The sequence below is a fragment of the Pseudomonas sp. B13(2017) genome, assembly GCF_002113245.1.
GTDB lineage: Bacteria > Pseudomonadota > Gammaproteobacteria > Pseudomonadales > Pseudomonadaceae > Aquipseudomonas > Aquipseudomonas putida_Z.
Genome location: NZ_NEJX01000002.1, coordinates 157,778 through 183,949, shown reverse-complemented (window position 1 = coordinate 183,949; position 26,172 = coordinate 157,778). Strand labels below are relative to the sequence as shown.

28 protein-coding genes are annotated in these 26,172 nt (G+C 63.7%); 18 read left to right on the top strand and 10 right to left on the bottom strand.

The window, feature by feature from the left end:
• Positions 1-29 precede the first annotated feature (29 nt).
• From ccmA to CAG44_RS03970, 15 genes are all read left to right on the top strand, one after another.
• The gene (gene ccmA / locus CAG44_RS04040) at positions 30-662 is read left to right on the top strand and encodes a cytochrome c biogenesis heme-transporting ATPase CcmA (RefSeq protein WP_013973564.1); all 633 of its coding nucleotides are present in this window, start codon (positions 30-32) and stop codon (positions 660-662) included.
• Positions 650-1,327, top strand: coding sequence for a heme exporter protein CcmB (gene ccmB, locus CAG44_RS04035; protein WP_013973563.1), 678 nt, complete (start codon positions 650-652; stop codon positions 1,325-1,327). Before ccmA ends, ccmB begins: the two co-directional genes overlap by 13 nt.
• Positions 1,328-1,373: 46 nt before the next feature.
• A complete protein-coding gene (locus CAG44_RS04030; protein WP_012273476.1) occupies positions 1,374-2,141 on the top strand; it encodes a heme ABC transporter permease in 768 nt (255 codons plus the stop codon).
• Complete coding sequence (gene ccmD / locus CAG44_RS04025; RefSeq protein ID WP_013973562.1) at positions 2,138-2,314, top strand: heme exporter protein CcmD; 177 nt, start codon at positions 2,138-2,140, stop codon at positions 2,312-2,314. Before CAG44_RS04030 ends, ccmD begins: the two co-directional genes overlap by 4 nt.
• Positions 2,311-2,766: a cytochrome c maturation protein CcmE gene (gene ccmE / locus CAG44_RS04020; protein WP_019096399.1), complete on the top strand. Its 456-nt coding sequence runs from the start codon at positions 2,311-2,313 to the stop codon at positions 2,764-2,766. The genes ccmD and ccmE overlap by 4 nt, the downstream gene beginning before the upstream one ends.
• 11 nt (positions 2,767-2,777) lie before the next feature.
• Entirely contained in the window at positions 2,778-4,751 is a 1,974-nt protein-coding gene (locus CAG44_RS04015) for a heme lyase CcmF/NrfE family subunit (protein WP_178076914.1), read from the top strand.
• Positions 4,748-5,284, top strand: coding sequence for a DsbE family thiol:disulfide interchange protein (locus tag CAG44_RS04010; protein WP_085588985.1), 537 nt, complete (start codon positions 4,748-4,750; stop codon positions 5,282-5,284). Before CAG44_RS04015 ends, CAG44_RS04010 begins: the two co-directional genes overlap by 4 nt.
• Positions 5,281-5,769 (top strand): cytochrome c-type biogenesis protein, encoded by a 489-nt coding sequence (locus tag CAG44_RS04005; RefSeq protein ID WP_025340052.1) that lies wholly within the window; start codon positions 5,281-5,283, stop codon positions 5,767-5,769. The genes CAG44_RS04010 and CAG44_RS04005 overlap by 4 nt, the downstream gene beginning before the upstream one ends.
• Positions 5,762-6,952 (top strand): c-type cytochrome biogenesis protein CcmI, encoded by a 1,191-nt coding sequence (ccmI, locus tag CAG44_RS04000; protein ID WP_015271184.1) that lies wholly within the window; start codon positions 5,762-5,764, stop codon positions 6,950-6,952. The genes CAG44_RS04005 and ccmI overlap by 8 nt, the downstream gene beginning before the upstream one ends.
• A gap of 12 nt (positions 6,953-6,964) precedes the next feature.
• The gene (locus CAG44_RS03995) at positions 6,965-7,381 is read left to right on the top strand and encodes a hypothetical protein (RefSeq protein ID WP_025340051.1); all 417 of its coding nucleotides are present in this window, start codon (positions 6,965-6,967) and stop codon (positions 7,379-7,381) included.
• 212 nt (positions 7,382-7,593) lie between these two features.
• A complete protein-coding gene (locus tag CAG44_RS03990; RefSeq protein WP_085691630.1) occupies positions 7,594-8,532 on the top strand; it encodes a 2-hydroxyacid dehydrogenase in 939 nt (312 codons plus the stop codon).
• A 50-nt stretch (positions 8,533-8,582) separates the two neighbouring features.
• A complete protein-coding gene (locus CAG44_RS03985) occupies positions 8,583-9,371 on the top strand; it encodes a PhzF family phenazine biosynthesis protein (RefSeq protein ID WP_085588979.1) in 789 nt (262 codons plus the stop codon).
• A 174-nt stretch (positions 9,372-9,545) separates the two neighbouring features.
• Entirely contained in the window at positions 9,546-9,953 is a 408-nt protein-coding gene (locus CAG44_RS03980) for a GFA family protein (protein ID WP_085691629.1), read from the top strand.
• Between the two features lie 113 nt (positions 9,954-10,066).
• Positions 10,067-10,405: an FKBP-type peptidyl-prolyl cis-trans isomerase gene (locus CAG44_RS03975; protein ID WP_046615015.1), complete on the top strand. Its 339-nt coding sequence runs from the start codon at positions 10,067-10,069 to the stop codon at positions 10,403-10,405.
• Positions 10,406-10,644: 239 nt separating this feature from the next.
• A complete protein-coding gene (locus CAG44_RS03970; RefSeq protein WP_085588975.1) occupies positions 10,645-11,307 on the top strand; it encodes a histidine phosphatase family protein in 663 nt (220 codons plus the stop codon).
• 138 nt (positions 11,308-11,445) lie between these two features.
• Here CAG44_RS03970 and CAG44_RS03960 read toward each other — a convergent pair whose 3' ends face one another.
• The 3 genes from CAG44_RS03960 to CAG44_RS03950 all read right to left on the bottom strand — a co-directional run bounded on the left by CAG44_RS03960 (position 11,446) and on the right by CAG44_RS03950 (position 14,718).
• The gene (locus tag CAG44_RS03960) at positions 11,446-12,174 is read right to left on the bottom strand and encodes an aspartate/glutamate racemase family protein (RefSeq protein ID WP_085588973.1); all 729 of its coding nucleotides are present in this window, start codon (positions 12,172-12,174) and stop codon (positions 11,446-11,448) included.
• 16 nt (positions 12,175-12,190) lie between these two features.
• Positions 12,191-13,723 (bottom strand): NCS1 family nucleobase:cation symporter-1, encoded by a 1,533-nt coding sequence (locus CAG44_RS03955; RefSeq protein WP_085691627.1) that lies wholly within the window; start codon positions 13,721-13,723, stop codon positions 12,191-12,193.
• A gap of 557 nt (positions 13,724-14,280) precedes the next feature.
• Positions 14,281-14,718 carry an Lrp/AsnC family transcriptional regulator gene (locus tag CAG44_RS03950; RefSeq protein ID WP_075047026.1) on the bottom strand — a complete coding sequence of 146 codons (438 nt, stop codon included), beginning with the start codon at positions 14,716-14,718 and terminating at the stop codon, positions 14,281-14,283.
• Between the two features lie 134 nt (positions 14,719-14,852).
• Between CAG44_RS03950 and CAG44_RS03945 the strand changes: the two genes are divergently transcribed.
• Positions 14,853-15,752: a DMT family transporter gene (locus CAG44_RS03945; RefSeq protein WP_085588969.1), complete on the top strand. Its 900-nt coding sequence runs from the start codon at positions 14,853-14,855 to the stop codon at positions 15,750-15,752.
• Positions 15,753-16,004: 252 nt separating this feature from the next.
• On the top strand, positions 16,005-16,931 hold the full coding sequence (locus CAG44_RS03940) for a class I SAM-dependent methyltransferase (RefSeq protein WP_085691708.1): 927 nt from the start codon (positions 16,005-16,007) through the stop codon (positions 16,929-16,931).
• Positions 16,932-17,055: 124 nt separating this feature from the next.
• On the opposite strand, the gene CAG44_RS03935 is transcribed toward CAG44_RS03940, so the two are convergent.
• The gene (locus CAG44_RS03935) at positions 17,056-18,057 is read right to left on the bottom strand and encodes a sulfate ABC transporter substrate-binding protein (protein ID WP_015271174.1); all 1,002 of its coding nucleotides are present in this window, start codon (positions 18,055-18,057) and stop codon (positions 17,056-17,058) included.
• A gap of 409 nt (positions 18,058-18,466) precedes the next feature.
• Between CAG44_RS03935 and CAG44_RS03930 the strand changes: the two genes are divergently transcribed.
• Positions 18,467-19,366: an RHS repeat-associated core domain-containing protein gene (locus tag CAG44_RS03930; protein ID WP_256575206.1), complete on the top strand. Its 900-nt coding sequence runs from the start codon at positions 18,467-18,469 to the stop codon at positions 19,364-19,366.
• A 48-nt stretch (positions 19,367-19,414) separates the two neighbouring features.
• Here the strand turns inward: CAG44_RS03930 and CAG44_RS03925 are convergent, their stop codons facing one another.
• The 6 genes from CAG44_RS03925 to hyi form a co-directional block, all read right to left on the bottom strand.
• Positions 19,415-20,236 carry an ion transporter gene (locus CAG44_RS03925; protein WP_061551041.1) on the bottom strand — a complete coding sequence of 274 codons (822 nt, stop codon included), beginning with the start codon at positions 20,234-20,236 and terminating at the stop codon, positions 19,415-19,417.
• A gap of 45 nt (positions 20,237-20,281) precedes the next feature.
• Positions 20,282-21,154 (bottom strand): urea transporter, encoded by an 873-nt coding sequence (locus tag CAG44_RS03920; RefSeq protein ID WP_085593174.1) that lies wholly within the window; start codon positions 21,152-21,154, stop codon positions 20,282-20,284.
• Positions 21,155-21,341: 187 nt separating this feature from the next.
• Complete coding sequence (gene pyk, locus CAG44_RS03915; RefSeq protein ID WP_025340039.1) at positions 21,342-22,757, bottom strand: pyruvate kinase; 1,416 nt, start codon at positions 22,755-22,757, stop codon at positions 21,342-21,344.
• Positions 22,754-24,028 carry a glycerate kinase gene (locus tag CAG44_RS03910; protein WP_085691626.1) on the bottom strand — a complete coding sequence of 425 codons (1,275 nt, stop codon included), beginning with the start codon at positions 24,026-24,028 and terminating at the stop codon, positions 22,754-22,756. The genes pyk and CAG44_RS03910 overlap by 4 nt, the downstream gene beginning before the upstream one ends.
• A 247-nt stretch (positions 24,029-24,275) precedes the next feature.
• Positions 24,276-25,169 (bottom strand): 2-hydroxy-3-oxopropionate reductase, encoded by an 894-nt coding sequence (locus CAG44_RS03905; protein ID WP_025340037.1) that lies wholly within the window; start codon positions 25,167-25,169, stop codon positions 24,276-24,278.
• Between the two features lie 180 nt (positions 25,170-25,349).
• Positions 25,350-26,132, bottom strand: coding sequence for a hydroxypyruvate isomerase (hyi, locus tag CAG44_RS03900; protein ID WP_003259508.1), 783 nt, complete (start codon positions 26,130-26,132; stop codon positions 25,350-25,352).
• Positions 26,133-26,172 lie beyond the last annotated feature (40 nt).

The window sequence follows — 26,172 nt, the reverse complement described above, 5'->3', positions numbered from 1 at the left end:
CTCTAGCCCTACAAAGATAAGGCGAAACCGTGACCCTTCACCTCCAAGCCGCGGGCCTGGCCTGCGAGCGCGACTGGCGCCTGCTGTTCGAGCACCTCGCTTTCGAGCTGCGGCCCGGCGACATGCTGCAGATCAGCGGCCCCAACGGCAGCGGCAAGACCAGCCTGCTGCGCCTGCTGGCCGGCCTGATGCAGCCGACGGCCGGGCAGATCCTGCTGGGCGGCAAGCCACTGGCCGAGCAGCGCCACGCCCTGGCCAGCATCCTGTTGTGGATCGGCCATGCCGCCGGCATCAAGGACCTGCTCACCGCCGAGGAGAACCTCACCTGGTTGTGCGCCCTGCACCAGCCGGCCAGCCGCGAGGCGATCTGGGCGGCACTGGCGGCCGTCGGCCTGCGTGGTTTCGAAGACGTGCCCTGCCACACCCTGTCTGCTGGCCAGCAGCGCCGCGTGGCCCTGGCCCGGCTGTACCTGGCCAGCCCGCCGCTGTGGATCCTCGACGAACCCTTCACCGCCCTCGACAAGCAGGGCGTGGCGCAGCTCGAGGCGCACCTGGCGGCCCACTGCGAGCAAGGCGGCACGGTAGTGCTGACCACCCACCACACGCTGGAACGCAAGCCCTCCGGTTACCGTGAACTGAACCTGGGGCAATGGGCGGCATGAGCGTATTCATCCTGTTGTTGCGCCGCGAAGCGCGCTTGCTGTTCCGCCGCCCGGCCGAGCTGGCCAACCCGTTGGTATTTTTCGCCATCGTGGTTGCGCTGTTCCCGCTGGCAGTCGGCCCGGAAAGCCAATTGTTGCAAACCTTGTCGCCAGGCCTGGTCTGGGTGGCGGCACTGCTGGCGGTGCTGTTGTCGCTGGACGGCCTGTTCCGCAGCGATTTCGAGGATGGCTCGCTGGAACAGTGGGTGCTGTCGCCGCACCCGTTGGCGCTGCTGGTGCTGGCCAAGGTGCTGGCGCACTGGATCTTTTCCGGGCTGGCGCTGGTATTGTTGGCGCCGCTGCTGGCACTGATGCTGGGGCTGCCGAGCCATTGCCTGCCGGTGCTGCTCGGTTCCCTGCTGCTGGGCACGCCGGTGCTGAGCCTGCTGGGGGCGGTGGGCGCGGCGCTGACAGTCGGTCTGAAACGCGGCGGTTTGCTGCTGGCATTGCTGATTCTGCCGTTGTATATCCCTGTATTGATCCTGGGCAGTGGTGCGTTGCAAGCGGCGTTGCAGAATATGCCGGCAACCGGCCACCTGCTCTGGCTCGCCAGCCTGACGGCCCTGGCCGTGACCCTGGCACCCTTTGCGATAGCGGCCGGCCTGAAGATCAGCGTCGGCGAATAACGAGTCCCGGGCTTTCAAGCCCGGCCAATACCCTGGATGTACCCTGATGAAAATAAGCTGGACGTGGTTCCACAAGCTGGGCTCCCCCAAATGGTTCTATGCCATCAGCGGCCGCATGCTGCCGTGGCTTGCCGGTGCTGCCGTGCTCCTGCTGCTGGTCGGCATCACCTGGGGCCTGGCCTTCGCCCCCCAGGACTACCAGCAAGGCAACAGCTTCCGCATCATCTACATCCACGTGCCGGCGGCGATGCTGGCGCAGTCCTGCTACGTGCTGCTGGCAGTGGCCGGGGTGGTGGGGCTGGTATGGAAGATGAAACTGGCCGACGTCGCCTTGCAATGCGCCGCCCCCATCGGTGCCTGGATGACCGCCGTGGCACTGGTCACCGGGGCCATCTGGGGCAAGCCCACCTGGGGAAGCTGGTGGGTCTGGGATGCCCGGCTGACGTCCATGCTCATCCTGCTGTTCCTGTACTTCGGCATTATTGCGCTGGGCCAGGCAATCAGTAATCGTGACAGTGCAGCCAAGGCCTGTGCGGTACTGGCGATCGTCGGCGTGGTGAACATCCCGATCATCAAGTACTCGGTGGAGTGGTGGAACACCCTGCACCAGGGCGCCACCTTCACCCTCACCGAAAAGCCGGCGATGCCCGCAGAAATGTGGTTGCCGCTGCTGTGCACGGCGCTGGGCTTCTACTGCTTCTTTGGCGCGGTGCTGTTGCTGCGCATGCGCCTTGAAGTGCTCAAGCGCGAAGCGCGCGCCAGTTGGGTCAAGGACGAAGTATTGAACAGCCTGGGGCGGAGGGCCGCACAATGAGTTTCGCCACCTTCGGTGACTTTCTCGCCATGGGCCACCATGGCCTGTACGTGTGGACGGCCTATGGCATCTGCCTGGCAGTGCTGGCGCTGAATGTCGCCGCGCCCGTGCTGGCCCGCCGTCGCTACCTGCAAGATGAGGCGCGCCGTTTGCGCCGGGAGAACAACCAGTGAATCCGCAGCGCAAGAAACGCCTGTTGCTCATCGTCGGCCTGCTGGTCGGCGTCGGGGTTGCCGTCGGCTTTGCCTTGAGCGCATTGCAGCAGAACATCAACCTGTTCTACACCCCGACCCAGATCGCCAACGGCGAAGCGCCGCTGGACACCCGCATCCGCGCCGGCGGCATGGTCGAGAAAGGTTCGGTACAGCGCTCGTCCGATTCACTGGACGTGCGCTTCGTGGTCACCGACTTCAACAAGTCGGTGCCGATCACCTACCGTGGCATCCTCCCCGACCTGTTCCGCGAAGGGCAGGGCATCGTCGCCCTCGGCAAGCTCAACGCCGATGGCGTGGTGGTGGCCGATGAAGTACTGGCCAAGCACGACGAGAAGTACATGCCGCCCGAGGTCACCAAGGCCCTGAAGGAAAGCGGCCAGGCCGCCACCGGCGGGGAGGCCAAGCCATGAACGCGGCGCTGGTGATCCCCGAACTCGGCCAGCTGGCGATGATCCTGGCCATCTGTTTTGCCGCCGTGCAGGCCAGCGTGCCGCTGCTGGGCGCCTGGCGTGGCGACAGCCTGTGGATGAGCCTGGCGCGGCCGGCGGCCTGGGGGCAGTTCGCCTTCCTGGCCTTTGCCTTCGCCTGCCTGACCCATGCCTTCATGACCGACAACTTCTCGGTCGCCTATGTGGCCAGCAACTCCAACAGCGCCTTGCCCTGGTACTACAAGTTCAGTGCCGTGTGGGGCGCCCACGAAGGTTCGCTGCTGCTGTGGGCGCTGATCCTCGGCGGCTGGACCTTCGCCGTGTCGGTGTTCTCGCGGCAGTTGCCGCAGGTGATGCTGGCCCGCGTGCTGGCGGTAATGGGCATGATCAGCGTGGGCTTCCTGAGCTTCCTGATCATCACCTCCAACCCGTTCCAGCGCTTGCTGCCGCAGGTGCCGACCGATGGCCGCGACCTCAACCCGCTGCTGCAGGACTTTGGCCTGATCGTCCACCCGCCGATGCTGTACATGGGCTACGTCGGGTTCTCGGTGGCCTTCGCCTTCGCCATCGCCGCCTTGCTCGGTGGCCGCCTGGACGCCGCCTGGGCGCGCTGGTCGCGGCCCTGGACCATCGTTGCCTGGGCCTTCCTCGGGGTCGGCATTACCCTGGGCTCGTGGTGGGCCTACTATGAGCTGGGCTGGGGTGGCTGGTGGTTCTGGGACCCGGTGGAAAACGCCTCGTTCATGCCCTGGCTGGTAGGTACGGCGCTGATCCACTCGCTGGCGGTGACCGAGAAACGCGGGGTATTCAAGAGCTGGACCGTGCTGCTGGCGATTGCCGCGTTCTCGCTGAGCCTGCTGGGTACCTTCCTGGTGCGCTCCGGTGTGCTGACCTCGGTGCACGCGTTTGCCGCCGACCCGTCGCGGGGCATTTTCATCCTGATCTTCCTGCTGTTCGTGGTCGGTGGATCGCTCACCCTGTTCGCCCTGCGCGCACCGGTGGTCAAGAGCCAGGTCGGCTTTGCCCTGTGGTCGCGCGAGACGCTGCTGCTGGCCAACAACCTGGTGCTGGTAGTGGCGGCCTCGATGATTCTGCTTGGTACCCTGTACCCGCTGGTGCTAGATGCGCTGACCGGGGCCAAGCTGTCGGTCGGCCCACCGTATTTCGACGCCTTGTTCCTGCCGCTGATGGCACTGCTGATGGTGGTGCTGGGCGTGGGCGTGGTGGTGCGCTGGAAAGACACCCCCGGCAAATGGCTGGCCAGCATGATGACCCCGGTGCTGCTCGGCAGCGCCATCCTCGCGCCGGTGGCGGGTTTTATCGTCGACGACTTCGACTGGCCGACCCTGACCGCCTTCGCCCTGGCCGCCTGGGTGGTGTTTGGCGGGCTGCGCGACATTCTCGACAAGACCCGCCACAAAGGCCTGCTCAAGGGCCTGCCCGGGCTGGGTCGCAGCTACTGGGGCATGCAGCTGGCGCACCTGGGCCTGGCGGTGTGCGCGCTGGGTGTGGTGCTGTCGAGCAACAACAGCGCTGAACGCGACCTGCGCATGGCGCCGGGCGAGAGCGTGGAACTGGGCGGTTACCACTTCCTGTTCCAGGGTGCCCGGCATTTCGAAGGGCCGAATTTCATCTCCGACAAAGGTACCGTGGTGGTCAGCCGCGATGGCCGTGAAGTGACCACCCTGCACCCGGAGAAACGCCTGTACACCGTGCAGCAGTCGATGATGACCGAAGCCGGCATCGACGCCGGTTTTACCCGCGACCTGTACGTCGCCCTTGGCGAGCCGCTGGAGAACGGTGCCTGGGCGGTACGCGTGCATATCAAGCCTTACGTCCGCTGGATCTGGCTGGGCGGTCTGCTGACCGGCCTGGGCGGGTTGCTGGCGGCCCTCGACCGGCGCTATCGCGTCAAGGTCAAGACCCGGGTGCGTGATGCCTTGGGCGTGTCTGGAGCAGCTGCATGAAGCGTTGGATCATGGTAGTCCCCCTGGCGGTATTCCTGCTGGTGGCGGTGTTCCTCTACAAAGGGCTGTTCCTCAAGCCCGACGAGCTGCCCTCGGCAATGATCGGCAAGCCGTTCCCGGCGTTTTCCCTGGCCTCGACCCAGGGCGACCGTACCCTGACCGAGACCGACTTGCGGGGCCGCCCGGCACTGGTCAACGTGTGGGCCACCTGGTGCCCGTCGTGCAAGGTCGAGCACCCCTACCTGAACCAGCTGGCCCAGCAGGGCGTGGTGATCCACGGCGTCAACTACAAGGACGACAATGCGGCGGCCCTGAAGTGGCTGGCCGAGTTCCACAACCCGTACCAGCTGGACATTCGTGACGAGCAGGGCAGCCTGGGCCTGGACCTGGGCGTGTACGGCGCGCCGGAAACCTTCCTGATCGATGCCAAGGGCATCATCCGCTACAAGCACGTGGGCGTGGTCGATGCCACGGTCTGGCGTGAGCAGCTGGCGCCGCTGTACCAGGGCCTGGTCGACGAGGCCAAGCCATGAAGCGGGGGCTGGCAGCTGCCGTGCTGGGGCTCTTCATGGGCTTGAGCCTGGCAGGCGTGGCCAAGGCGGCCATCGACACCTACCAGTTCCGCGACGATGCCGAGCGTGAGCGCTACCAGCAGCTGACCAAGGAGCTGCGCTGCCCCAAGTGCCAGAACCAGGACATCGCCGACTCCAACGCGCCGATTGCCGCCGACCTGCGTCGGGAAATCTTCCGCATGCTCGGCGAGGGCAAGAGCAACCAGCAGATCGTCGACTTCATGGTCGACCGCTATGGCGACTTCGTGCGCTACAAGCCGGCGCTCAGCGGGCGTACCTGGCTGCTGTGGTTCGGCCCGGGGATTTTGCTGGCCGGTGGTTTCGTGGTACTGGCGCTGATCGTGCGCCGGCGCCGCGGTGCGGCCGTGCAGGGCGCCAATGAGTTGTCCGCCGAAGAACGCGAGCGTCTCGCCAAATTGCTGGAAAAAGAACAGACCCATGATTGAATTCTGGCTTAGCGCGGGCCTGCTGCTGCTCGCTGCCCTCAGCTTTCTGCTGATCCCGATCCTGCGTGGCCGTGGCCGCCAGCAGGAAGAAGACCGCACCGCCCTGAACGTGGCCCTGTACCAGGAGCGCGTCGCCGAACTGGCTGCCCAGCAGGCCGCTGGCGTGCTCGACGAGGCGCAGATGGCCAAGGGCCGTGACGAGGCCGCTCGTGAGCTGCTGGCGGATACCGAAGGTGCCGAGGCCCCGCGCCAGGGGCACCTGGGCAAGGCCCTGCCGTTGCTGGCGGCGCTGCTGGTGCCGCTGCTGGCATTGGGGCTGTACCTGCATTTCGGCGCGGCCGACAAGGTGGAACTGACCCAGGAGTTTGCCGAAGCGCCCAAGTCGATGGAAGAAATGACTGCCCGCCTGGAACGGGTGGTGCAGGCCCAGCCGGATTCGGCCGAGGCCGTGTACTTCCTGGGCCGAGCCTACATGGCCGAGCAGCGCCCCGCCGATGCCGCGCGTACCTTCGAGCGCGCCGTGGCCCTGGCCGGTCGCCAGCCCGAATTGCTCGGGCAGTGGGCGCAGGCGCTGTACTTCGCCGCCGACAAGAAATGGAGCCCGCAGCTGCAGGCGCTGACTGACGAGGCGCTGAAAGCCGACCCCAACGAAGTGACCAGCCTGGGCCTGCGTGGTATCGCTGCCTTCGAGGGCGAGCGTTACCAGGAAGCCATCGATTACTGGAAGCGCCTGCTGGCGCAGCTGCCGGAAGGTGATACCTCGCGTGCGGCGCTGCAGGGCGGTATCGACCGCGCCGCCGAGCGCCTGGGTGGTTCGCCGGGGCAGGCTGCGGCGCCCGTGGCGGCTCGCTTGAAGGTGCGCGTGGAGCTGGCGGCGGCGTTGAAGGACAAGGTCAAGCCGGACGACACGGTGTTCATCTTCGCCCGCGCCAGCAATGGTCCACCGATGCCGCTGGCAGCCAAGCGGGTGACCGTGGCGCAGTTGCCGATCGAGGTGGAGTTGTCCGATGCTGACGCCATGATGCCGCAGATGAAACTGTCGGACTTTGCCGAAGTCCAACTCGTTGCACGTGTATCACGCGCTGGCCAGCCAACCCATGGCGAGTGGATTGGCCAGGGCACGCCACTGCCCAGCGCCACCCAGGCCATCCAGCACCTGACCATCGACAGCCCCGACCCGTAAGAGAGCAATGCCATGCACAGCATCGTCCGCCTGACCCTGATCACCCTGGCCCTGGGTTTGTCTGCGTGTACGGTGCATGAGCCGTACGAGCAGCCCGAACCACCGATCGAGCGCCTGCCGCCGCCGGGGCCGGCGGTCAAGCCCTTGCCGGACAGGCAACCGGCCCCCGCGCCGAGCAAGCCTGCGGCCACGCCCAAGCCGATGCCACGCACCTCGGCCAGCTTCGCGCCGCCACCTGGCGGGGCGAGCCATTGGGACCCGAAGCTGGGTGTGTATGTGCTGGAGAAGAAACCCAATACTTTCTACCGCCAGCGGACCTACTACCGCTTCGACAACGGCTGGAGCTGGTCGCTGAGCCCGGATGGGCCGTGGCAGGAGACTGACAGCAGCGGTGTGCCGGGTGGTCTGGGGCGTGCGTTCGCCCAGTAGTGGGTTGTTTGCCTGTCCCGGCCCCTTCGCGGGTAAACCCGCTCCCACAGGTACGTCACAAATCTCAAGTGCTGTGATATCCCTGTGGGAGCGGGTTTACCCGCGAAGGGGCCGGGACAGGCAACCAATACAGTACAGTTTTTCCGCAATTACCGATTGACTGTACTGTGCTGTGATTCCGCATAATGCCCCTTCAAGAATAAGGAGGTGGCATGCACAAGACAGTCCTGGTGCTGGTGGAAACCGTCGATGATTACCTGCCCATGCTGGAGCAGGCCGGCTACCGTTTGATCCGTGCCCCTTCGCCGCAACTGCGGGCCGAGGCCATCCAGCGCCATGCCCATGAAATCGATGCCGTGCTCACCCGCGGCCCGCTGGGCCTGACTGCCAGCGAAATCGACACGCTGTCCAAACTGCAGATCATCTGCGTGATCGGTGCCGGCTACGAGCAGGTCGACCTGGCCGCCGCCGCTGCGCGCGGCATCACGGTTACCAACGGCGCCGGGGCCAATGCCGAAGCGGTCGCCGACCACACCCTTGCCCTGCTGCTGGCGCTGTTGCGCGACATTCCCCGCGCCGATGCCAGTACCCGCCGGGGCGAATGGAACCGGGTGATCAGCCCCTCGGTGAGTGGCAAGCGCCTGGGCATTCTCGGCCTTGGTGCGGTAGGCCTGGCCATCGCCAGGCGCGCCCATCTGGGCTTCGCCATGCCCGTCAGCTACCACAGCCGCACGCCGCGCCAAAATGTGCCCTACACCTGGTACGACAGCCCGCTGCACCTGGCCGATGCCGTCGACATCCTGGTGGTGGCAACCCCCGGCGGTGCCGACACTCGCCATCTGGTCGATGCACAGGTGCTCGAGGCCCTGGGGGCCGAGGGCTACCTGGTGAACATCGCCCGTGCCAGCGTGGTCGACACCCAGGCCCTGGTCGCCGTGCTGCAGCATGGCCTACTGGCTGGTGCGGCACTGGATGTGTTCGACGACGAGCCGGCTGTACCCGATGCCCTCAAGGCCCTTGGCAACACCGTGCTCACCCCCCACGTGGCCGGCCAGTCGCCGGAGGCGGCGCGCGACACGGTGACCCTGGTGCTGCGCAACCTGCAGGCGTTCTTTGCCGGCGAAGCCGTGTTGACCCCGGTACGCCAGTAACCCTTTTCATACATCTGCCTGGCAGCGATCGGGCAACAAGGAGTGTGTGCATGCAACTTGAAATCTTCCAGGTCGATGCGTTTTCCGCCGAACCGTTCGGGGGCAACCCGGCGGCAGTGATCCCGCTGCAAAGCTGGCTGCCGGACGACGTGCTGCAGCGCATTGCCGAAGAGAACAACCTGTCGGAAACCGCCTACTTCGTGCGCAACGGCGAAACCTTCGACCTGCGCTGGTTCACCCCGACCGTGGAAGTCGACCTGTGCGGCCATGCCACCCTGGCCTCGGCCTATGTGCTGTTCGAACAGCTGGGCGAGCAGGTGCAGGTGCTGCGTTTCAACACCCGCAGTGGCGAGCTGCGGGTCAGCCGTAACGCCGACGGGCTGCTGGCCATGGACTTCCCGGCCAAGCAGCCGGTCGCCGTGGACATGCTGCCGGGCCTGTTGCAGGCGCTGGGCCTGGGCCAGGCACAGGCGCTGTACCGCAGTGACGACTATGTGGTGGTGATTGATGACGCCCTGTTGCTCGACACCCTGAAGCCGGATTTCGTTGCCCTGTCGGCTTTCGATGTGCGCGGTATCGCCGTTACCGCAGCAGGCCGTGGCTTTGATTTCGTCACCCGCTGGTTCGGCCCGCGGGTCGGCGTGAACGAAGACCCGGTGACTGGCTCGGCGCACACCTCGCTGGCGCCGATATGGGCAGAGCGTCTGGGTAGGAAAGTGCTGAGCTGCGAGCAGGGTGGGGTGCGCAAAGGGCAGTTGCAGTGCGAAGTGCCGGGTAACGGCCGGGTGATCATCAGCGGGCGGGCGGCGTTGTACCTGCGCGGTACGGTGTACATCTGACCTAGGGCAACTGTCTTGTGCTGCCTGTGCCGGCCTCATCGCCGGCAAGCCAGCTCCCACAGGTACTGCACTGGCCTGAGAGCGGCGCGGTCGGGGTGGGAGCCGGCTTGCCGGCGATGAGGCCGGTACAGGCATCTATACTTGCTGGCCCATCTTCCGCTCAAGGAGCCAGCCATGGCCCTGGAAAAACAAGGCACCTGCCTGTGCGGCGCCACCCGGCTCAAGGTCACCGTCGACAACAACCATATCAGCGCCTGCCACTGCAGCATGTGCCGCAAATGGACCGGCGGCCCATTGCTGGTGGTGCATTGCAGCCAGCCACCGGTGATCGAAGGGCGCGCGCTCAGCGTCTATGAGTCTTCCGATTGGGCCCAGCGCGGCTTCTGCGGCCAGTGCGGCACGCACCTGTACTACCGGCTCAAGGCCAATGACTTCCACGCCGTGCCGGTCGGCCTGCTCGACGGCGACCAGGAATGGCATTTCGACTTGCAAATCTTCGTCGAACAGAAACCCGCCTGGTATTGCTTCGCCAACCAGACCAAGGAACTGACTGGCCAGGAAGCCTTCGAGCAGCTCGGCTGATTCAGGCGGCGTGCTGTGATCGATGCGCCAGCACGAAACGCCACGCGAACTTGCCAAACCGGTGCATTCCTGAGAAAAAGGGCGGCTTTGTTTCCAGCGTTGGAGTATGCCCCGTGAGCCAAGAACTGCAGATCATCGACCTTGTGCAGGGGGATGGCAAAGCCGCCGTCAAAGGCGCCCTGATCACCACCCAGTACACCGGCTGGCTGGCCGACGGCAGCGAGTTCGATTCGTCCTGGTCGCGCGGCAAGCCGTTCCAGTGCGTGATCGGCACGGGTCGGGTAATCAAGGGGTGGGATCAAGGCCTGATGGGCATGCGCGTTGGCGGCAAGCGCAAGCTGCTGGTACCGGCGCACCTTGGCTATGGCGAACGCAGCGTGGGGGCGATTCCGCCGAACTCGGATTTGACCTTCGAGATCGAATTGCTGGAAGTGCTGACGCGGGATGATTGAGTGGCCGTACTGCAACCCGATGTTCTTGCGCCCTACACATTTCAGCAACACCCATCCTCTAATCTAAGCCTTGCCTAGGGAACGGCATCCACCTCCAGGGAGGAACCAAACGGGTTCAGGGCACTCTCACCCTCACTCGTTGCCATGGACGGCATTCACTACAAGGATGCCCCGCGGTGCTGTTGGCGGGGTGATGTGGCGGGTCTACCCGATTCTTTCTGCCACATGGGCCTGTCTTGATGAAGTTGCCAACATTCTTCCGCCGTCGTCGTCACTGGTTGCTGAGCCTGACGCTTACAGCCATAGCCGTACCGCTGGCGCTGGAAGCTGTCGAAAGCCGGGCGCAACCGGTGGATGGCACCCAGACCCTTGTGTTCCTGCGCCACGCCGAGAAGCCGGGCGAGGGGCTGGGCCAGTTGAACTGCCAAGGCCTCAACCGTGCGCTGGACCTGGCTACCGTGCTGCCCGAGCGCTTTGGCAAGGCCGACTATGTGTTCGCTGCCAACCCCTCGCGGCATGTCGAGGAAGGCAGCAAGGACGAAAGCTACAGCTACATTCGCCCGCTGATGACCATCAGCCCTAGCGCCATTCGCCTGGGCCTGCCGGTAAACATCGACTATGGCGCCAACGACACCGACGCGCTGGCCGAAGAGCTGCTGCGCGACAAGTACCGTAACGCGACCGTGTACACCGCCTGGTCGCATGGCTACCTCCCTGACCTGATCAATGCCGTGGCTGGCAAGGCCCTCGGTGAGGAGCGGGTGATCACCGACGACTGGAGCGGCGACGACTTCGACACCCTCTACGTCCTGACCCTGACCTGGCACGACGGCAAGGCCAGCCTGCTCAGCCGCAACGTGCGTCAGGGCCTGAATGATGGTGCGCATAGCTGCCCGACCTGATCCACTGGTGATGGTTCGCCTGTACCGGCCTCTTCGCGGGCTTGCCCGCTCCCACAGGTACAGCACAGCCCTTGAGAGCGGTGGGGGCCTGTGGGAGCGGGCAAGCCCGCGAAGGGGCCGGCACAGGCAAATAGAGGGTTAGCGCCCGAACCGCACCGGCCAACCCACCACTTTCTTCGCCCGTGGCGTGGCATAGGTACGTACCTTGGAGGTACTCAAGCCCATGCGCACCAGCGATTCGGCTATGGTCACCGCCGCACTCACACCATCCACCACCGGCACGCCGGTGCGCTGGCGGATCTGCTCGTCCAAGCCGGCCATGCCGCCGCAACCCAGGCAGATCACCTCGGCCTTGTCGTCGCGCACGGCGCGTTCTGCCTGCTCGACAATCGCTTCCACGGCGCGCTGCGGGTCGGCTTCCAGCTCCAGCACCGCCAGCCCGCTGGCGCGTACCGATGCGCAGCGGTCATACAGGCCGGAGAGCTTCAGGCGGTCCTCGATCAGCGGCACGGTGCGGTCCAGGGTGGTCACCACCGAGTAGGCATGGCCCAGGTACATCGCCGTGCTGGCGGCGGCATCGGTGATGTCCACCACCGGCACGTTCAGCAGTTCCTGCAGGCCTTCGCGGCCATGTTCGCCGTAACCCGCCTGGATCACGGCGTCGTAAGGGCCTTCGTAGGCCAGCACCCGGTCCATCACCGCGATGGCGGCCAGGTAACTTTCGAAGTTGCCTTCCACCGACTCGGCACCGAACCATGGGGTGAGGCCGATGATTTCGGTGCCGGGTGTGGCCACCGTACGGGCCTGTTCGGCAATGGCTTCGGTGATGGCTTCGGTGGTGTTGACGTTGGCGATCAGAATGCGCATGGGTAGTCCTCCCTGGTCAATGGCTGCTGTGGTCAACGGCGATGCATTCGCCGCTGACGTCGTGGTATTGGCGTTTGCGTGGGGCGATCAGCAGGTACAGGGCGGCGGCGATGCCGGCACCGATCAGCCAGGAGAACGGCGCCACGCCATGGAAGTTGGGCACCAGGGCCAGGACGATGGCCAGCAGTGCGGCCGGCACGAAGGCGGCCACCGCGCGCAGGTTGATGCCCTTGGTGTAGTGGTAGGCGCCGGCCGGGTCTTCGCTGTAAAGCTGCGGCACGTTGATGCAGCCTTTGCGCAGCAACCAGTAGTCGGACATGATCACCCCGTACAGCGGGCCGAGCAGGGCACCCAGGCCGGACAGGAAATACACGATCACCAGCGGGCTGTTGTACAGGTTCCACGGCAGGATCAGCACTGCCAGGGTGGCGCTGATCAGCCCGGCGCGGCGGAAGTTCAGGTGACGCGGTGCCAGGTTGCTGAGGACGAAGGCCGGGGCGACGAAGTTGGCCATGATGTTCACCGCCACGGTGACGATCAGGAAGGCCAGGCAGCCCAGTACCAGGAACGCTGTGTTGGGGATGGCGGCGACGATCTGGGTAGGGCTGTCGATGATCTGGCCGTTGATCTGGAACTGCGCGCCGCACAGCACCACGGTGATCACGGCGAACACCAGGATGTTCACCGGCAGGCCCCAGAAGTTGCCGACGCGGATGGTCTTGCGGCATGGCGAGGAGCGGGCGAAGTCACAGAAGTTCAGCACCAGGGTGCCGTAGATCGCCAGCCACAGCGCGCCGCCGGCAAAGATGTTGCGCCACATCTCGTAGCCGGTCAGAGGTTCGGCCACCGACCAGGCGATGCGGGCGTCGGCCTTGAAGTACATGAACACTGCCAGGGCGGCGACGGTCAGCAGGATCACCGGGCCGGCAAAGGCCTCGTAGCGGCGCACCATCTCCATGCCGTAGGCCAGGATCACCAGCTGCACCAGCCAGATCGACACGAAGCATGCCCAGCCCAGGCTCGACAGGCCGAGGATGCTGTCATGGTCATAGGCCGCCATGTGCGGCCATACGGCGGTGAGCAGCACGCGCAGCACCACCGAAGCCAGGTAGGTCTGGATGCCGAACCAGGCGATGGCGATGACCGCGCGGATCAGCGCCGGGATCTGCGCGCCGTGGATGCCGAAGGCGATGCGGCTGATGACTGGGAACGGCACGCCGGTCTTCTGCCCCATGTAGCCGGACAGGTTCATGAAGAAGTACACCAGCGCCGCGCCGATGGCCAGCGACAGCAGGATCTGCCAGCCACCCAGGCCGAGGGCGAACAAGCCCATGGCGAACGAGTAGTTGGCGATGTTGTGCACATCGTTGGTCCACAGCGCGAAGATGCTGTAGCCGCCCCAGCGGCGGCCTTCGATGCGCGTCGGGGCGAGGTCGCGGTTATGCAGGCGCGGGCTCAGGGCAAGTTCCGGCTGGCTGCCGGCGAGAGGGGAAGCGGGGTGGGTGCTGGCGACGGATAGTTCAGGGGCAAGGTCGAGGCTGGTACTCATTCCGGCGGGCTCCTGATGCACGTGGACTGCGATGAGCGGGCATGCGCACGGGCTCGCCATCTCGTCGGTGCAGCGTTGGCATCTCAGGGTTTGGGGCGCGGCGGCCGATGTTGGGTCGGCGTCGCGGGTTCTTGTGTATTTATGTTTTGCTTGGTTTGTATACAAAACACGAACACACAAAAGCGAGTTCCATACCAAGGAAAAAGCAACTTGAAGCTGGCCATCATTTCGAATCTATCTTGTTGAAATATAAGTTGATGAAATGAAGGGGATATAAGTTGACCAAATGAACAGGTTTAAATTTTTCGAGGATGATTTAGTTGATCATTTGGTCAGAATAAGTTGTGGGAAGTGTGTAACGTATTGGGGCGTGATCTTGGAAAGTGCACACAAAAACGGCACTTATGGTGACATTCTTGTGTACAAAAATTAGTCAGCTTTTCCTGTGCTGGCCTCTTCGCGGGCGCGCCCGCTCCCACAGGGACCGCACAGCATCCTGGACTGTGGAGATCCTGTGGGAGCGGGCGTGCCCGCGAAGAGGCCAGAACAGGAAGAAATCAATCCATCGGCGGCAACCGCCGCTTCACCGGGCTTTTCTTGATGATGGCGGTGTTGGTCTCGGCCAGTACATTGATGCGGTCGAGCAGGGTATCCAGCTGCTCCATCGAGCGCACATGCAGCCGAGCGATGAAGCAATCCTCGCCAGTAACCTTGTCGCACTCGGTGAACTCGGGAATGGCGACGATCTGCCGTTCCACCTCCTGCAGCTGCCCGGGTAACGGGCGGATGCGCACGATGGCCTGCAGCTGGTAGCCAAAGGCGCGCGGGTCGACCTCTACGGTGTAACCGCGCAACACGCCGCGTTCCTCCAGGCGGCGCAGGCGTTCGCTGACGCTGGGTGCCGACAGCCCGCTGATTTGCGCCAGGGCCTTGAGCGAGCGGCGCGAGTCTTCCATGAGCGCGTTGATCAGCAGTTGGTCGATGGCATCGGTCATGGTCACCTCAAGCAGGTAGTTCGCGTGATTTGCCTTGATAGTAAAGGCAAACATGCCAATCTTCCTTCGTTATCCGCTGGAAGGTTGGCCAGCAACCTTTGCATACTGTTGCCGTCTTCAACAGGAGGTGTGAGATGGACAGTTCATTGCGTCGTGGCTCGCTGGAAATGGTCGCTGCCATGCTGATTTCCGGGACCATCGGTTGGTTCGTGCTGGTGTCCGGCCAGCCGGTGCTCGAGGTGGTGTTCTGGCGCTGCGTGTTCGGTGCCGTGACCTTGCTGGCGATCTGCGCGGGGTTCGGCTTCCTGCGGCCGGGCGTGATCAGCCGCACGGCGTTCCTGCTGGCGATTGCCAGCGGTGTGGCCATCGTTGGCAACTGGGTGCTGCTGTTCGCCTCCTACTCGCGGGCGTCGATTGCCATCGGCACGGCGGTGTACAACGTGCAGCCGTTCATGCTGGTGGGGCTGGCGGCAGTATTCCTGGGCGAGAAGATCACCCTGGCCAAGGTCACCTGGCTGAGCGTGGCGTTCCTCGGCATGCTGGCCATCGTCAGTGCCCATGGCGCGGGGCAGGGTGGCGGTGAGGACTATTTGCTGGGCATTGCGCTGGCGCTGGGGGCGGCCTTCCTGTATGCCATCGCGGCGTTGATCATCAAGCGCCTGAGTGGCACGCCACCGCACCTGATCGCGCTGATCCAGGTTGCCACGGGTGTGCTGTTGCTGGCGCCGTGGGTCAAGCTTGGCGGGTTGCCGGGTGAAGTGCCGGCGCTGGCCAGCCTGGTGACCTTGGGCATGGTGCACACCGGCTTGATGTATGTGTTGCTGTACAGCGCCATCCAGCGCTTGCCCACGGCGCTGACCGGGGCACTGTCGTTCATCTACCCGATTGCGGCGATTCTGGTGGACTGGGTGGCGTTCGGGCACCGGCTGGCACCGTTGCAGTGGCTGGGGGTGGCGTTGATCCTGCTGGCGGCGGCGGGGATGCAGCAGGGGTGGTGGTTCCGGCCCAGGACGATGGCGGTCAAGGGCCATTGAGGCCGCTTTGCGGCCTATCGCCGGCAAGCCAGCTCCCACCTCGACCGCATCGGGCTCAAGCCATGCGCGGTACCTATAGGGGCCTGGCTTGCCAGCGATGAGGCCAGCACAGGCAGTACAAGACAGTTGTTCCTACAGGTACTGCAATGGTCTCGAAGCTTGCGCAGGACCTGTGGGAGCTGGCTTGCCGGCGATAGGGCGCGAAGCGCCCTCAGGGGGTAGAATGCCGCTTTTGCCAGTTTGCGACCCATGATGACTTCGCCGATCCAGACTCTGGAGCAACACCTGCTCGCCGCCCTCGACCCTGCCCCGCAGGAAACCCGCCGCCTGTTCCACGGCCGCGGCCGCTGCTGGGCGGGCCTGGAGCAGGTCACCGTCGACTGGCTGCAAGGCGTGCTGTCGGTCGCCCTGTTCCGCGAGCCGGCGCAAGGCCAGCTGGCCGAACTGGAGGCCATGCTGCGTACTCTCGCCGAGCGCCCGCAGTGGGCTGGCCAGGCCATCCTTCTCCAGCATCGCTACCTGCCCGACAGCCCGGGCCAGTGGCTGCTGGGCGAACCGTGCCAGCAGCGCGAGGTGGTCGAGGACGGGCTGACCTACCTGCTGGACCTGGGCGTGCGGCAGAACAATGGCTTGTTCCTCGACATGCGCTATGGTCGGCGCTGGGTGCGCGAGCAGGCGGCGGGCAAGCGCGTGCTGAACCTGTTCGCCTACACCTGCGGTTTCTCGGTGGCGGCGATTGCCGGTGGCGCCGAGCAGGTGGTGAACCTGGACATGGCCAAGTCGGCGTTGTCCCGGGGCCGTGACAACCACCGCCTCAATGGCCACGATGCGTCGCGGGTGGCGTACCTGGGGCACGAGCTGTTCAAGTCGTGGGGCAAGGTGCGCAAGTACGGGCCTTATGACCTGATCATCATCGACCCGCCGACCTTCCAGCGCGGCAGCTTTGTGCTGACCCAGGATTACGCGAAGATCCTGCGGCGCTTGCCGGAGTTGTTGAGCGAGGGCGGGACGGTGCTGGCGTGCGTGAACGACCCGGGCATCGGGCCGGAGTTCCTGATCGAGGGGATGGCGGAGCAGGCGGCGTCGCTGGCATTCGTCGAGCGGCTGGAGAACCCGCCGGAGTTTCCTGACGTGGACCCGGCGGGGGGCTTGAAGGCCCTGGTATTCCGCCAGGTCTGATGGTGCCTGTACCGGCCCTATCGCCGGCAAGCCAGCTCCCACAGGTACTGCACAGGTCTTGAGTACTGTGGAGTCCCTGTGGGAGCTGGCTTGCCGGCGATAGGGCCGGACCTGCCTGCATCAATTACTGATTGTTGGTGTAGATCTGGTCAAACACCCCACCATCATTGAAGTGGGTCTTCTGCACGGTGCGCCAGTCACCAAAGGTCTTCTCCACCGACAGGAAGTCCACTTTCGGGAAGCGGTCGGTGTACTTGGCCAGTACCGTCGCATCACGCGGGCGCAGGTAGTTCTGTGCGGCGATTTCCTGAGCAGCTGGCGACCACAGGTACTTCAAGTATTCCTCGGCCGCTGCCTGGGTGCCTTTCTTCGCCACCACCTTGTCGACCACGCTGACCGGCGGCTCGGCTTCGGCCGACACGCTCGGGTAGACCACTTCGAACTGGTCGCGGCCGAACTCGCGGGCGATCATTTCGGCTTCGTTCTCGAAGGTCACCAGCACGTCGCCGATCTGGTTGGTCATGAAGGTGGTGGTGGCGGCGCGGCCACCGGTGTCCAATACCGGCGCCTGCTTGAACAGCTTGCCGACAAAGTCCTTGGCCTTGTTTTCATCACCGCCTTGCTTGAGCACATAGCCCCAGGCCGACAGGTAGGTGTAGCGGCCGTTACCCGAGGTCTTGGGGTTGGGCACGATCACCTGTACGCCATCCTTGAGCAGGTCGGGCCAGTCTTTCAGCGCCTTGGGGTTACCCTTGCGCACGATGAACACAGTGGCCGAGGTGAACGGCGCGCTGTTGTTCGGCAGGCGGGTTACCCAGTTGTCCGGCACCAGCTTGCCGTTGTCGGCCAGGGCGTTGATATCGGTGGCCATGTTCATGGTGATGACATCGGCCGGCAGGCCATCGATCACCGCTCGCGCCTGCTTGCTCGAGCCGCCGAAGGACATCTGCACGTTGACCTTCTCGTTGTGCTCGGCTTCCCAGTGCTTCTGGAAGGCCGGGTTGTAGTCCTTGTAGAAGTCGCGCATCACGTCGTAGGAAACGTTGAGCAGGGTGGGGGCGGCCTGGGCGAAATTGCCCAGGGCAAGGCCTGCGGCGAGCAGCGAGGCGGTGAAGAGTTTTTTCACGTTGCTTCCTTGTTATCGAGAAGGTGTTGGCAGTTTGCCTGCGACTATAGCGGGTGGGGTAGTGGTAGTTAAAGAACAAAAAATACTTTGTTTATGCCAACAGCAGCCCAGCTGCTGAGGTCAGTCACGTTGATCGCATCGAACTTAAACCATACGCGACTTTGTAAGGATGGCGTGCTGGCGACAGGCGCTGGGCTGAGGGCTTTGGCATTAGACCTGATAAATTTACCAGTAGCCAGTTCAAATAAAAAGTGCCCAGAATAGGCCTGAAACTGCAATTGGATTTGATGGGGCGGTTTGATGTCATTGCGACAGTCAAGGCAGAATTGTTGTGTAGAATTAAAGTCTTTAAGGGTGATTCATGAGGAGCGTTCGAATTTTTTATTGTAAAAATAGGTTGGTAGGCGAAGTGGGTGAGAAAAATCTGAATTTTTTCTCTGTATCAACATGGCCGCTTGCGTTGTTCGGGGCCAGCACCAAGCTACTAATGAGTAGTGATACAGGGACAGTGTATGGGGAGCTTGCCAATGAAATTAATGAGCTCTCATATACGCCCTACGGATTTGGTACGCATAATGGTATGGAGGGTAGGCAAGCTTTCAATGGTGAAAGACTGGATTTTGTAACAAGTGGTTATCTTTTAGGGAACGGGCATCGTCAGTTCTTGCCAAGACTTATGCGCTTTCTTTCGCCTGATCATTTAAGCCCTTTCAATAAAGGCGGTATCAATAGTTATGTCTACTGTACCTCTGATCCGGTCAATGGCTTGGATCCTTCAGGTCGCGTAAATATTACAAAGCTTTTCATGCCGTGGCGTCGAACTGGTACAACCGGCTTCATGAAAGAAAAAGGTTTGCCGACGGGGCTTTTGAAACAGTTGCTCAAAAAGAGATCTGCTGCTGAACGTAGAAGTATTTATGTATATGAGGCTCAGGGTGATGGTTACAAACACTACAGGTTGGCTCGGGGAGAGGCTCCGGATCTGTTGCCGAGGACAGCCACTCATGAGAACTTTGCCGGGCGCGAGGTTTATGTTAAGGGTGGCTTGATAGTTGATCTGAAAGGCGATTCAATGAAGGATTACAATTTTTCTGCCACTGATCGTGTTGCTGGGAATTATGGTTTTGTCAGAGTGCGCTCAAAGCCGATTGCAATAACTACTTTCGAACCCAATGAGGCTGGGGCTGCTGCGCTGGAAAAAGAGATGCAAAGTTGGTTTACAGCTGAAGAGTGGAATGGGAGCGGCGCTCCGGGCTTCAATAGCAATCAGGACGGACTGAATGCAGAAATTAGACAAATTCGTCGATAGTCAAAGCGTGCGATGGTCGGCTGCGGCTCACAGCCACAGCCGTCAACATCACAGCTTTGGAAACAGTCCGCTTCCGCACCGGGAACAGAACGCCGCGCCGTGCTCGTGAGTCTTCTTGCTGCAGTTCGGGCAGGAGTGCTGCAACTGCTCCCCGCGCATGGCATTGGCCAGCTCGGCTGTAAAGATCCCGGTCGGTACGGCGATGATCGAGTAACCGGTAATCATCACCAGCGACGACAGCACCTGCCCCAGCGGGGTCTTCGGCACGATGTCGCCAAAGCCTACCGTGGTCAGGGTAACGATGGCCCAGTAGATGCCCTTGGGAATGCTGGTAAAGCCGTGCTCAGGCCCTTCGATCACATACATCAAGGTGCCGAACACCGTCACCAGGGTCGATACCGTCACCAGGAACACGATGATCTTCTGCTTGCTGCCGCGCAGCGCCTCCATCAGGTAATGGGCCTGCTTGAGGTACGGGCTGAGCTTGAGCACACGGAAGATCCGCAGCATCCGTATCACGCGGATGATCAGCAGGTACTGGGCGTCGCTGTAGTACAGCGCGATGATCCCCGGCACGATCGCCAGCAGATCGACCAGGCCATAAAAGCTGAAGGCATAGCGCAGCGGCTTGGGCGAGCAGTACAGGCGGGTGAGGTACTCGGCCAGGAAGATCGCGGTAAAGCCCCACTCGATGCCGGCCAGCAGGCCGGCGTAGCCCTGGTGCACTTCGTCGATGCTGTCGAGGATGACGGTAACTAGGCTGGCCAGGATGATCAGCAGGAGGATCTTGTCGAAGCGTCTTCCAGCCACGGTATCGGTCTGGAAGACGATGATGTAAAGCTGCTCGCGCAGGCTCGCAGGGTTGTTCATTGGCTCGTTCCACAAAAGCGATGGGCTGAGCCTAGGGGCTGCATTTCAGCTGTGCAAGCGGCTAGCGTCACGCTGCCTGGGCTGGGCCAGGTGGTTGCCCAGGTGCGTCAGCCAGCAGGCGGCGACGAAGGGCGCGGTCAGGCCGGGCACCGGTAGCAGCTTGAACAGCGGTTGCAGCAGCAGGGCCAGGGCAATGGCCAGCAGTGTCACCCACGGCTTTTCACCTTGCCTGCTGAACGCCAGTGCTGCCAGCGCGGCGTTGAAACCGTAAAGGCCCATCCACGCTGCCTGTGCCTGGTCGGCGAACAGTGCCACGCCGCCGCCGATGGCCGAGCCGATCACCGCCCACATTGCGGCATAGGGGTTGGCGATGAACATGCCGATGATGATCAGCAGGCCGGCCAGGGGCTGGTCGAGCAGGAAGATCTGGCCCACGCCGCGCGCCAACGCATACAGCGGGTCGGCTTCGACGAAGCCGCTGGGCGAGGGGGTGGCTATCAGCAATACGGCCCAGCCCAGCAGCACGAAGGGTGCGGTGTAGGCGATCAGCAGTTTGCCGCCGCGCTTGCGCCACTGGTGGGTGATGATGCTGGACAGGCCGCCAGCGGCGATGATCAGTGGCGGCAGGATGACCGACCAGGGCAGCACGGCACTGATCAGGATGCCGATCAGCACGCCGTTGTAGCAGTACAGCCCGGCCTGGCGGTCGGCACGGTCGTAGCCGCGTGCCTGGGCGGTGAGCAGGCCGGCCAGGGCGCCGAGCAGGGCGCCACCGACCAGGCCGGGGGCGGTCAGCAGGATGGCCAGCAGGCAGCACAGGCCGCACAGGGGGTTGCGCAGCAGCAGCACCTGGCTGAAGCCGTTGAGTAACGCCGTGGCCCAGTCGGGGCACGGGTTGACGAAATTTTTGGTGTACATCGGGGCAGTCAGTGAGGTTGATGGGGAGCGGTGGGCCTCTTTGGGCCTCGGGTTTTCCGCAGGTCTGGTGTTTCTGTGTACAAGGAGGGCTTTGCCCTCCAATCGCCGGCAAGCCAGCTCCCACAGGGATTGCACAGGCCTTTGAAGTGGTGCGATCCCTGTGGGAGCCGGCTTGCCGGCGATGCGGTCAGATCAAGGTCTCGATCCGCAGCGTGTTAGTCGACCCTGGCTTGCCAAAAGGCACACCGGCAGTGATCAGCAGCGTGTCGCCACGGCTGGCCATGCCTTGTGCCTGGGCAATCTCCAGTGCAGTGGAAACAACCTCGTCCACCTGGCGCAGGCGGTCGTTGACCACCGAGTGCACGCCCCACGCTACGCTCAGGCGGCGCGCGGTGGTCAGGTTTGGCGTCAGGTTGAGGATCGGGGCCCGTGGCCGCTCGCGGGCCGCGCGCAGGGTCGAGGCGCCCGACTCGCTGTAGTTGACCAGCACCGCCACCGGCAGGATGCCGCTGATACGGCGGATGGCGCAGCTGATGGCGTCCGACACGGTGGCCTCGGCCTTCGGCCTGCCAACGTCGAGCTGGGCCTGGTAGTCCGGGCCGTTCTCCACCTGGCGGATGATCTTGCTCATCATCTGCACGGCTTCCAGCGGGTACTCACCCGAGGCAGTCTCGGCCGACAGCATCACCGCATCGGCACCTTCGGCCACGGCGTTGGCCACATCGGTGACTTCGGCGCGGGTCGGCGCTGGCGAGAAGCGCATGGATTCGAGCATCTGCGTGGCCACCACCACCGGTTTGCCCAGTTGGCGGCAGGTGCCGATGATGCGTTTCTGGATCTGCGGCACGCTTTCGGCCGGCACCTCCACGCCCAGGTCGCCACGGGCCACCATGATCGCATCCGCAAGCTCCGCGATGGCTTGCAGCTGTTCGACTGCCGATGGCTTCTCGATCTTCGCCATCAGGTAGGCACGGTCACCGATCAGCTGGCGTGCTTCGGTGATGTCTTCGGGGCGCTGTACGAACGACAGGGCCACCCAGTCCACGCCCAGCTCAAGGCCGAAGGCCAGGTCGCGGCGGTCTTTTTCGGTGAGCGGGGAGAGGTCGAGCACCGCTTGCGGCACGTTTACACCCTTGCGATCGGACAGCTCGCCACCGGCCAGCACTTCGGTGTCGATGGCGTCGCTGTGCTTGGCGGTGACGCGCAGGCGCAGCTTGCCGTCGTCCAGCAGCAGGTCCATGCCCGGCTCGAGGGCGGCGATGATCTCGGGGTGCGGCAGGTTGACCCGGCGGCTGTCGCCCGGGGTGTTGTCCAGGTCCAGGCGCAGGGCCTGGCCGCGTTGCAGCTGCACCTTGCCGTCTGCAAAGCGGCCGACGCGCAGCTTCGGCCCTTGCAGGTCCATGAGGATACCCAGCGGGTAGTTCAGTTGCTGCTCGACTTCGCGGATCCACTGGTAGCGCAGGGCGTGGTCGGCGTGCTCGCCGTGGCTGAAGTTGAGGCGGAAGATGTTCACCCCGGCTTCTACCAGTTGGCGGATGTCGTCGATGCCTTTGATCGCAGGGCCAAGGGTGGCGAGGATTTTGACTTTTTTATCAGGCGTCATGATTGGGCAGTCTCGAGGATCAGGATGGCGCGGAAGTCGTTGACGTTGGTGCGGGTCGGCTCGGTGACGATCAGCGCATCCAGGGCGGCGAAATAGCCGTAGCCGTTGTTGTTGTCCAGCTCGTCGCTGGCCGACAGGCCCAGGGCTTCGGCACGGGCGTAGCTGGCCGGGGTCATGAAGGCGCCGGCGTTTTCTTCCGAGCCATCGATACCGTCGGTGTCACCGGCCAGGGCGTACACGCCCGGCAGGCCTTTCAGGCTTTCAGTGAGGCTGAGCAGGAATTCGGCGTTGCGCCCGCCACGGCCATTGCCGCGCACGGTCACGGTGGTTTCGCCGCCGGACAGGATCACGCAGGGTGCCTTCAGCGGCTGGCCGTGCTGGACGATCTGCCGGGCGATACCGGCGTGCACCTTGGCCACTTCGCGTGATTCGCCTTCCAGGTCGCCGAGGATCAGCGGGCTGAACCCGGCCTGGCGGGCTTTGACCGCGGCGGCTTCGAGCGACTGCTGGGGCTTGGCGATCAGCTGGAAGTGGCTGCGGGCCAGGGCCGGGTCGTCGGCCTTGACGGTTTCCGAGGCTGGGTTGTTGAGCCAGTCGATAACGGCCTTGGGCGCTTCGATGTTGTAGCGCTTGAGGATGGCCAGGGCATCGGCCGAGGTGCTCGGGTCGGCCACGGTAGGGCCGGAGGCGATCACCGTGGCGAGGTCGCCCGGGACATCGGAAATGGCATAGGTGTACACCGTGGCCGGCCAGCAGGCCTTGGCCAGGCGGCCGCCCTTGATCGCCGAGAGGTGCTTGCGCACGCAGTTCATCTCGCCGATGGTGGCGCCGGATTTCAGCAGCGCCTTGTTGATCTGCTGCTTGTCGGCCAGGGTCAGGCCTTCGGCGGGCAGGGCCAGCAGCGCCGAGCCACCGCCGGACAGCAGGAAGATGACGCGGTCGTCTTCACTGAGGTTGCCGACCAGTTCCAGCACGCGTTTTGCCACGGCCAGGCCGGCGGCATCGGGGACCGGGTGGGCGGCTTCGACCACCTCGATCTTCTGGCAGTTGGCGCCGTGACCGTACCGTGTGACAACAAGCCCGGAGACTTCGCCCTGCCAGCTTTTCTCGACCACTTCGGCCATGGCGGCTGCGGCCTTGCCGGCACCGATGACGATGACCCGGCCGCTGCGGTCGGCGGGCAGGTAGGGTTCGAGGACTTGACGGGGGTGGGCGGCGGCGATGGCTGTGTCGAACAGCTCGCGGAGAAGTTTTTGCGGATCGACCGACATGGCAGGCTCCCAATTATTGTTGTTCTGCAGAATCAAAAACGCCCCTGGAACTGCCTCCGTGCAGGCCGAACCAGGGGCGGGTGTTGCTCGGTGCCACTTTTGAACCTGTGGTCGCAGGTTCAAAGGTGTTGAATTCATCGCCGGCAAGCCAGCTCCCACAGGTACAGCACAGGATGGAGGGATTGTGCGGTCCCTGTGGGAGCTGGCTTGCCGGCGATTGGGCTGCGCAGCAGCCCCCGAATTCGAATTACTTGTCGTCGCGGATCGAGAAGTTGGCCATGTGCTCCAGGCCTTTGATCAGCGCCGAGTGGTCCCAGTTGCCGCCGCCCAGGGCCTGGCAGGTATTGAACACTTGCTGGGCATTGGAGGTGTTGGGCAGGTTGATGCCCAGTTCCTTGGCACCCTGCAGGGCCAGGTTCAGGTCCTTCTGGTGCAGGTTGATGCGGAAGCCTGGGTCGAAGGTGCCCTTGATCATGCGCTCGGCGTGCACTTCGAGGATCTTCGACGAGGCGAAGCCGCCCATCAGTGCTTCACGTACCTTGGCCGGGTCGGCGCCGTTCTTGGCGGCGAACAGCAGGGCTTCGGCAACGGCCTGGATGTTCAGGGCAACGATGATCTGGTTGGCCACCTTGGCGGTCTGGCCGTCGCCATTGCCACCGACGCGGGTGATGTTCTTGCCCATGGCTTCGAACAGCGGCAGGGTGCGCTCGAAGGCTTTCGGGCAGCCACCGACCATGATGCTCAGGGTCGCGGCCTTGGCACCGACTTCGCCACCGGACACCGGGGCGTCCAGGTAGGCAGCGCCGGTGGCCTTGATCTTCTCGGCGAAGGCTTTGGTAGCGGTAGGGGAGATCGAGCTCATGTCGATCACGACCTTGTTCGGGCCCACGCCTTCGGCCACGCCGTTGTCACCGAACAGGACGCTCTCGACCTGCGGGGTGTCGGGGACCATGACGATGATGAACTCGGCTTCCTGGGCAACTTCCTTCGGGTTGGCCAGAGCCACGGCACCGGCGGCGATCAGGTCGGCCGGGGCAGCGTCGTGGTGAGTGGAGACGAAGATGCTGTGACCTGCTTTCTGCAGGTTCTGAGCCATGGGCTTGCCCATGATGCCGGTGCCGATGAAACCGATTTTAGCCATGAGAGATTACCTCGTTGTATTTGTTGAATCTCGATGGAGCAGGCTGCACAGGCCCCTTGTTGGACACAAAACTCTGTGGGAGCGGGTTTACCCGCGAAAGCGGCAGTGAAGCCAACATCGCATTCGCGGGTGAACCCGCTCCCACAGGGTCAGGCATGTGTCACGGGACCCCGATCAGCCTTAGATTGCGTTATGGGTCTTCAGCCAGCCCAGGCCCGCTTCGGTGGTGGTCAGCGGCTTGTACTCCGCGCCCACCCAGCCCTGGTAGCCGATGCGGTCCAGGTGCTCGAACAGGAAGCGGTAGTTGATCTCGCCGGTGCCTGGCTCGTTGCGGCCGGGGTTGTCGGCCAGCTGGATGTGGTTGATCAGTTTCAGGTTGGCTTCCATGGTACGAGCCAGGTCACCTTCCATGATCTGCATGTGGTAGATGTCGTACTGCAGGAACAGGTTGTCGCTGCCAACCTCGGCCTGGATTTCCAGGGCCTGCTTGGTGGTGTTCAGGTAGAAGCCGGGGATGTCGCGGGTGTTGATCATTTCCATGACCAGGCGGATCCCGGCGGCTTTCAGCTTGTCGGCGGCGTAGCGCAGGTTTTCCACGAAGGTCTTGCGCACGGTGGCGCAGTCCGGGCCTTGTGGGCGAATGCCGGCCAGGGCGTTGACCTGGGTGTTGCCCAGCACCTTGGCGTATTCGATGGCCTTGTCGACACCGGCGCGGAATTCCTCGACGCGGTCAGGGTGGCAGGTGATACCGCGCTCACCCTTGGCCCAATCGCCCGCCGGCAGGTTGAACAGCACCTGGGTCAGGCCGTTGGCGTCCAGCTGCTGCTTGATCTCGGCAGCGCTGAAGTCGTACGGGAAGAGGTATTCGACGCCGCTGAAACCAGCATCGGCGGCAGCCTTGAAGCGGGCCAGGAAGTCCTGTTCGGTGAACAGCATGGACAGGTTGGCAGCGAAGCGAGGCATGTTGTGTCTCCTTGCGATGAAGGCCCCCGGCGCCCTCAGG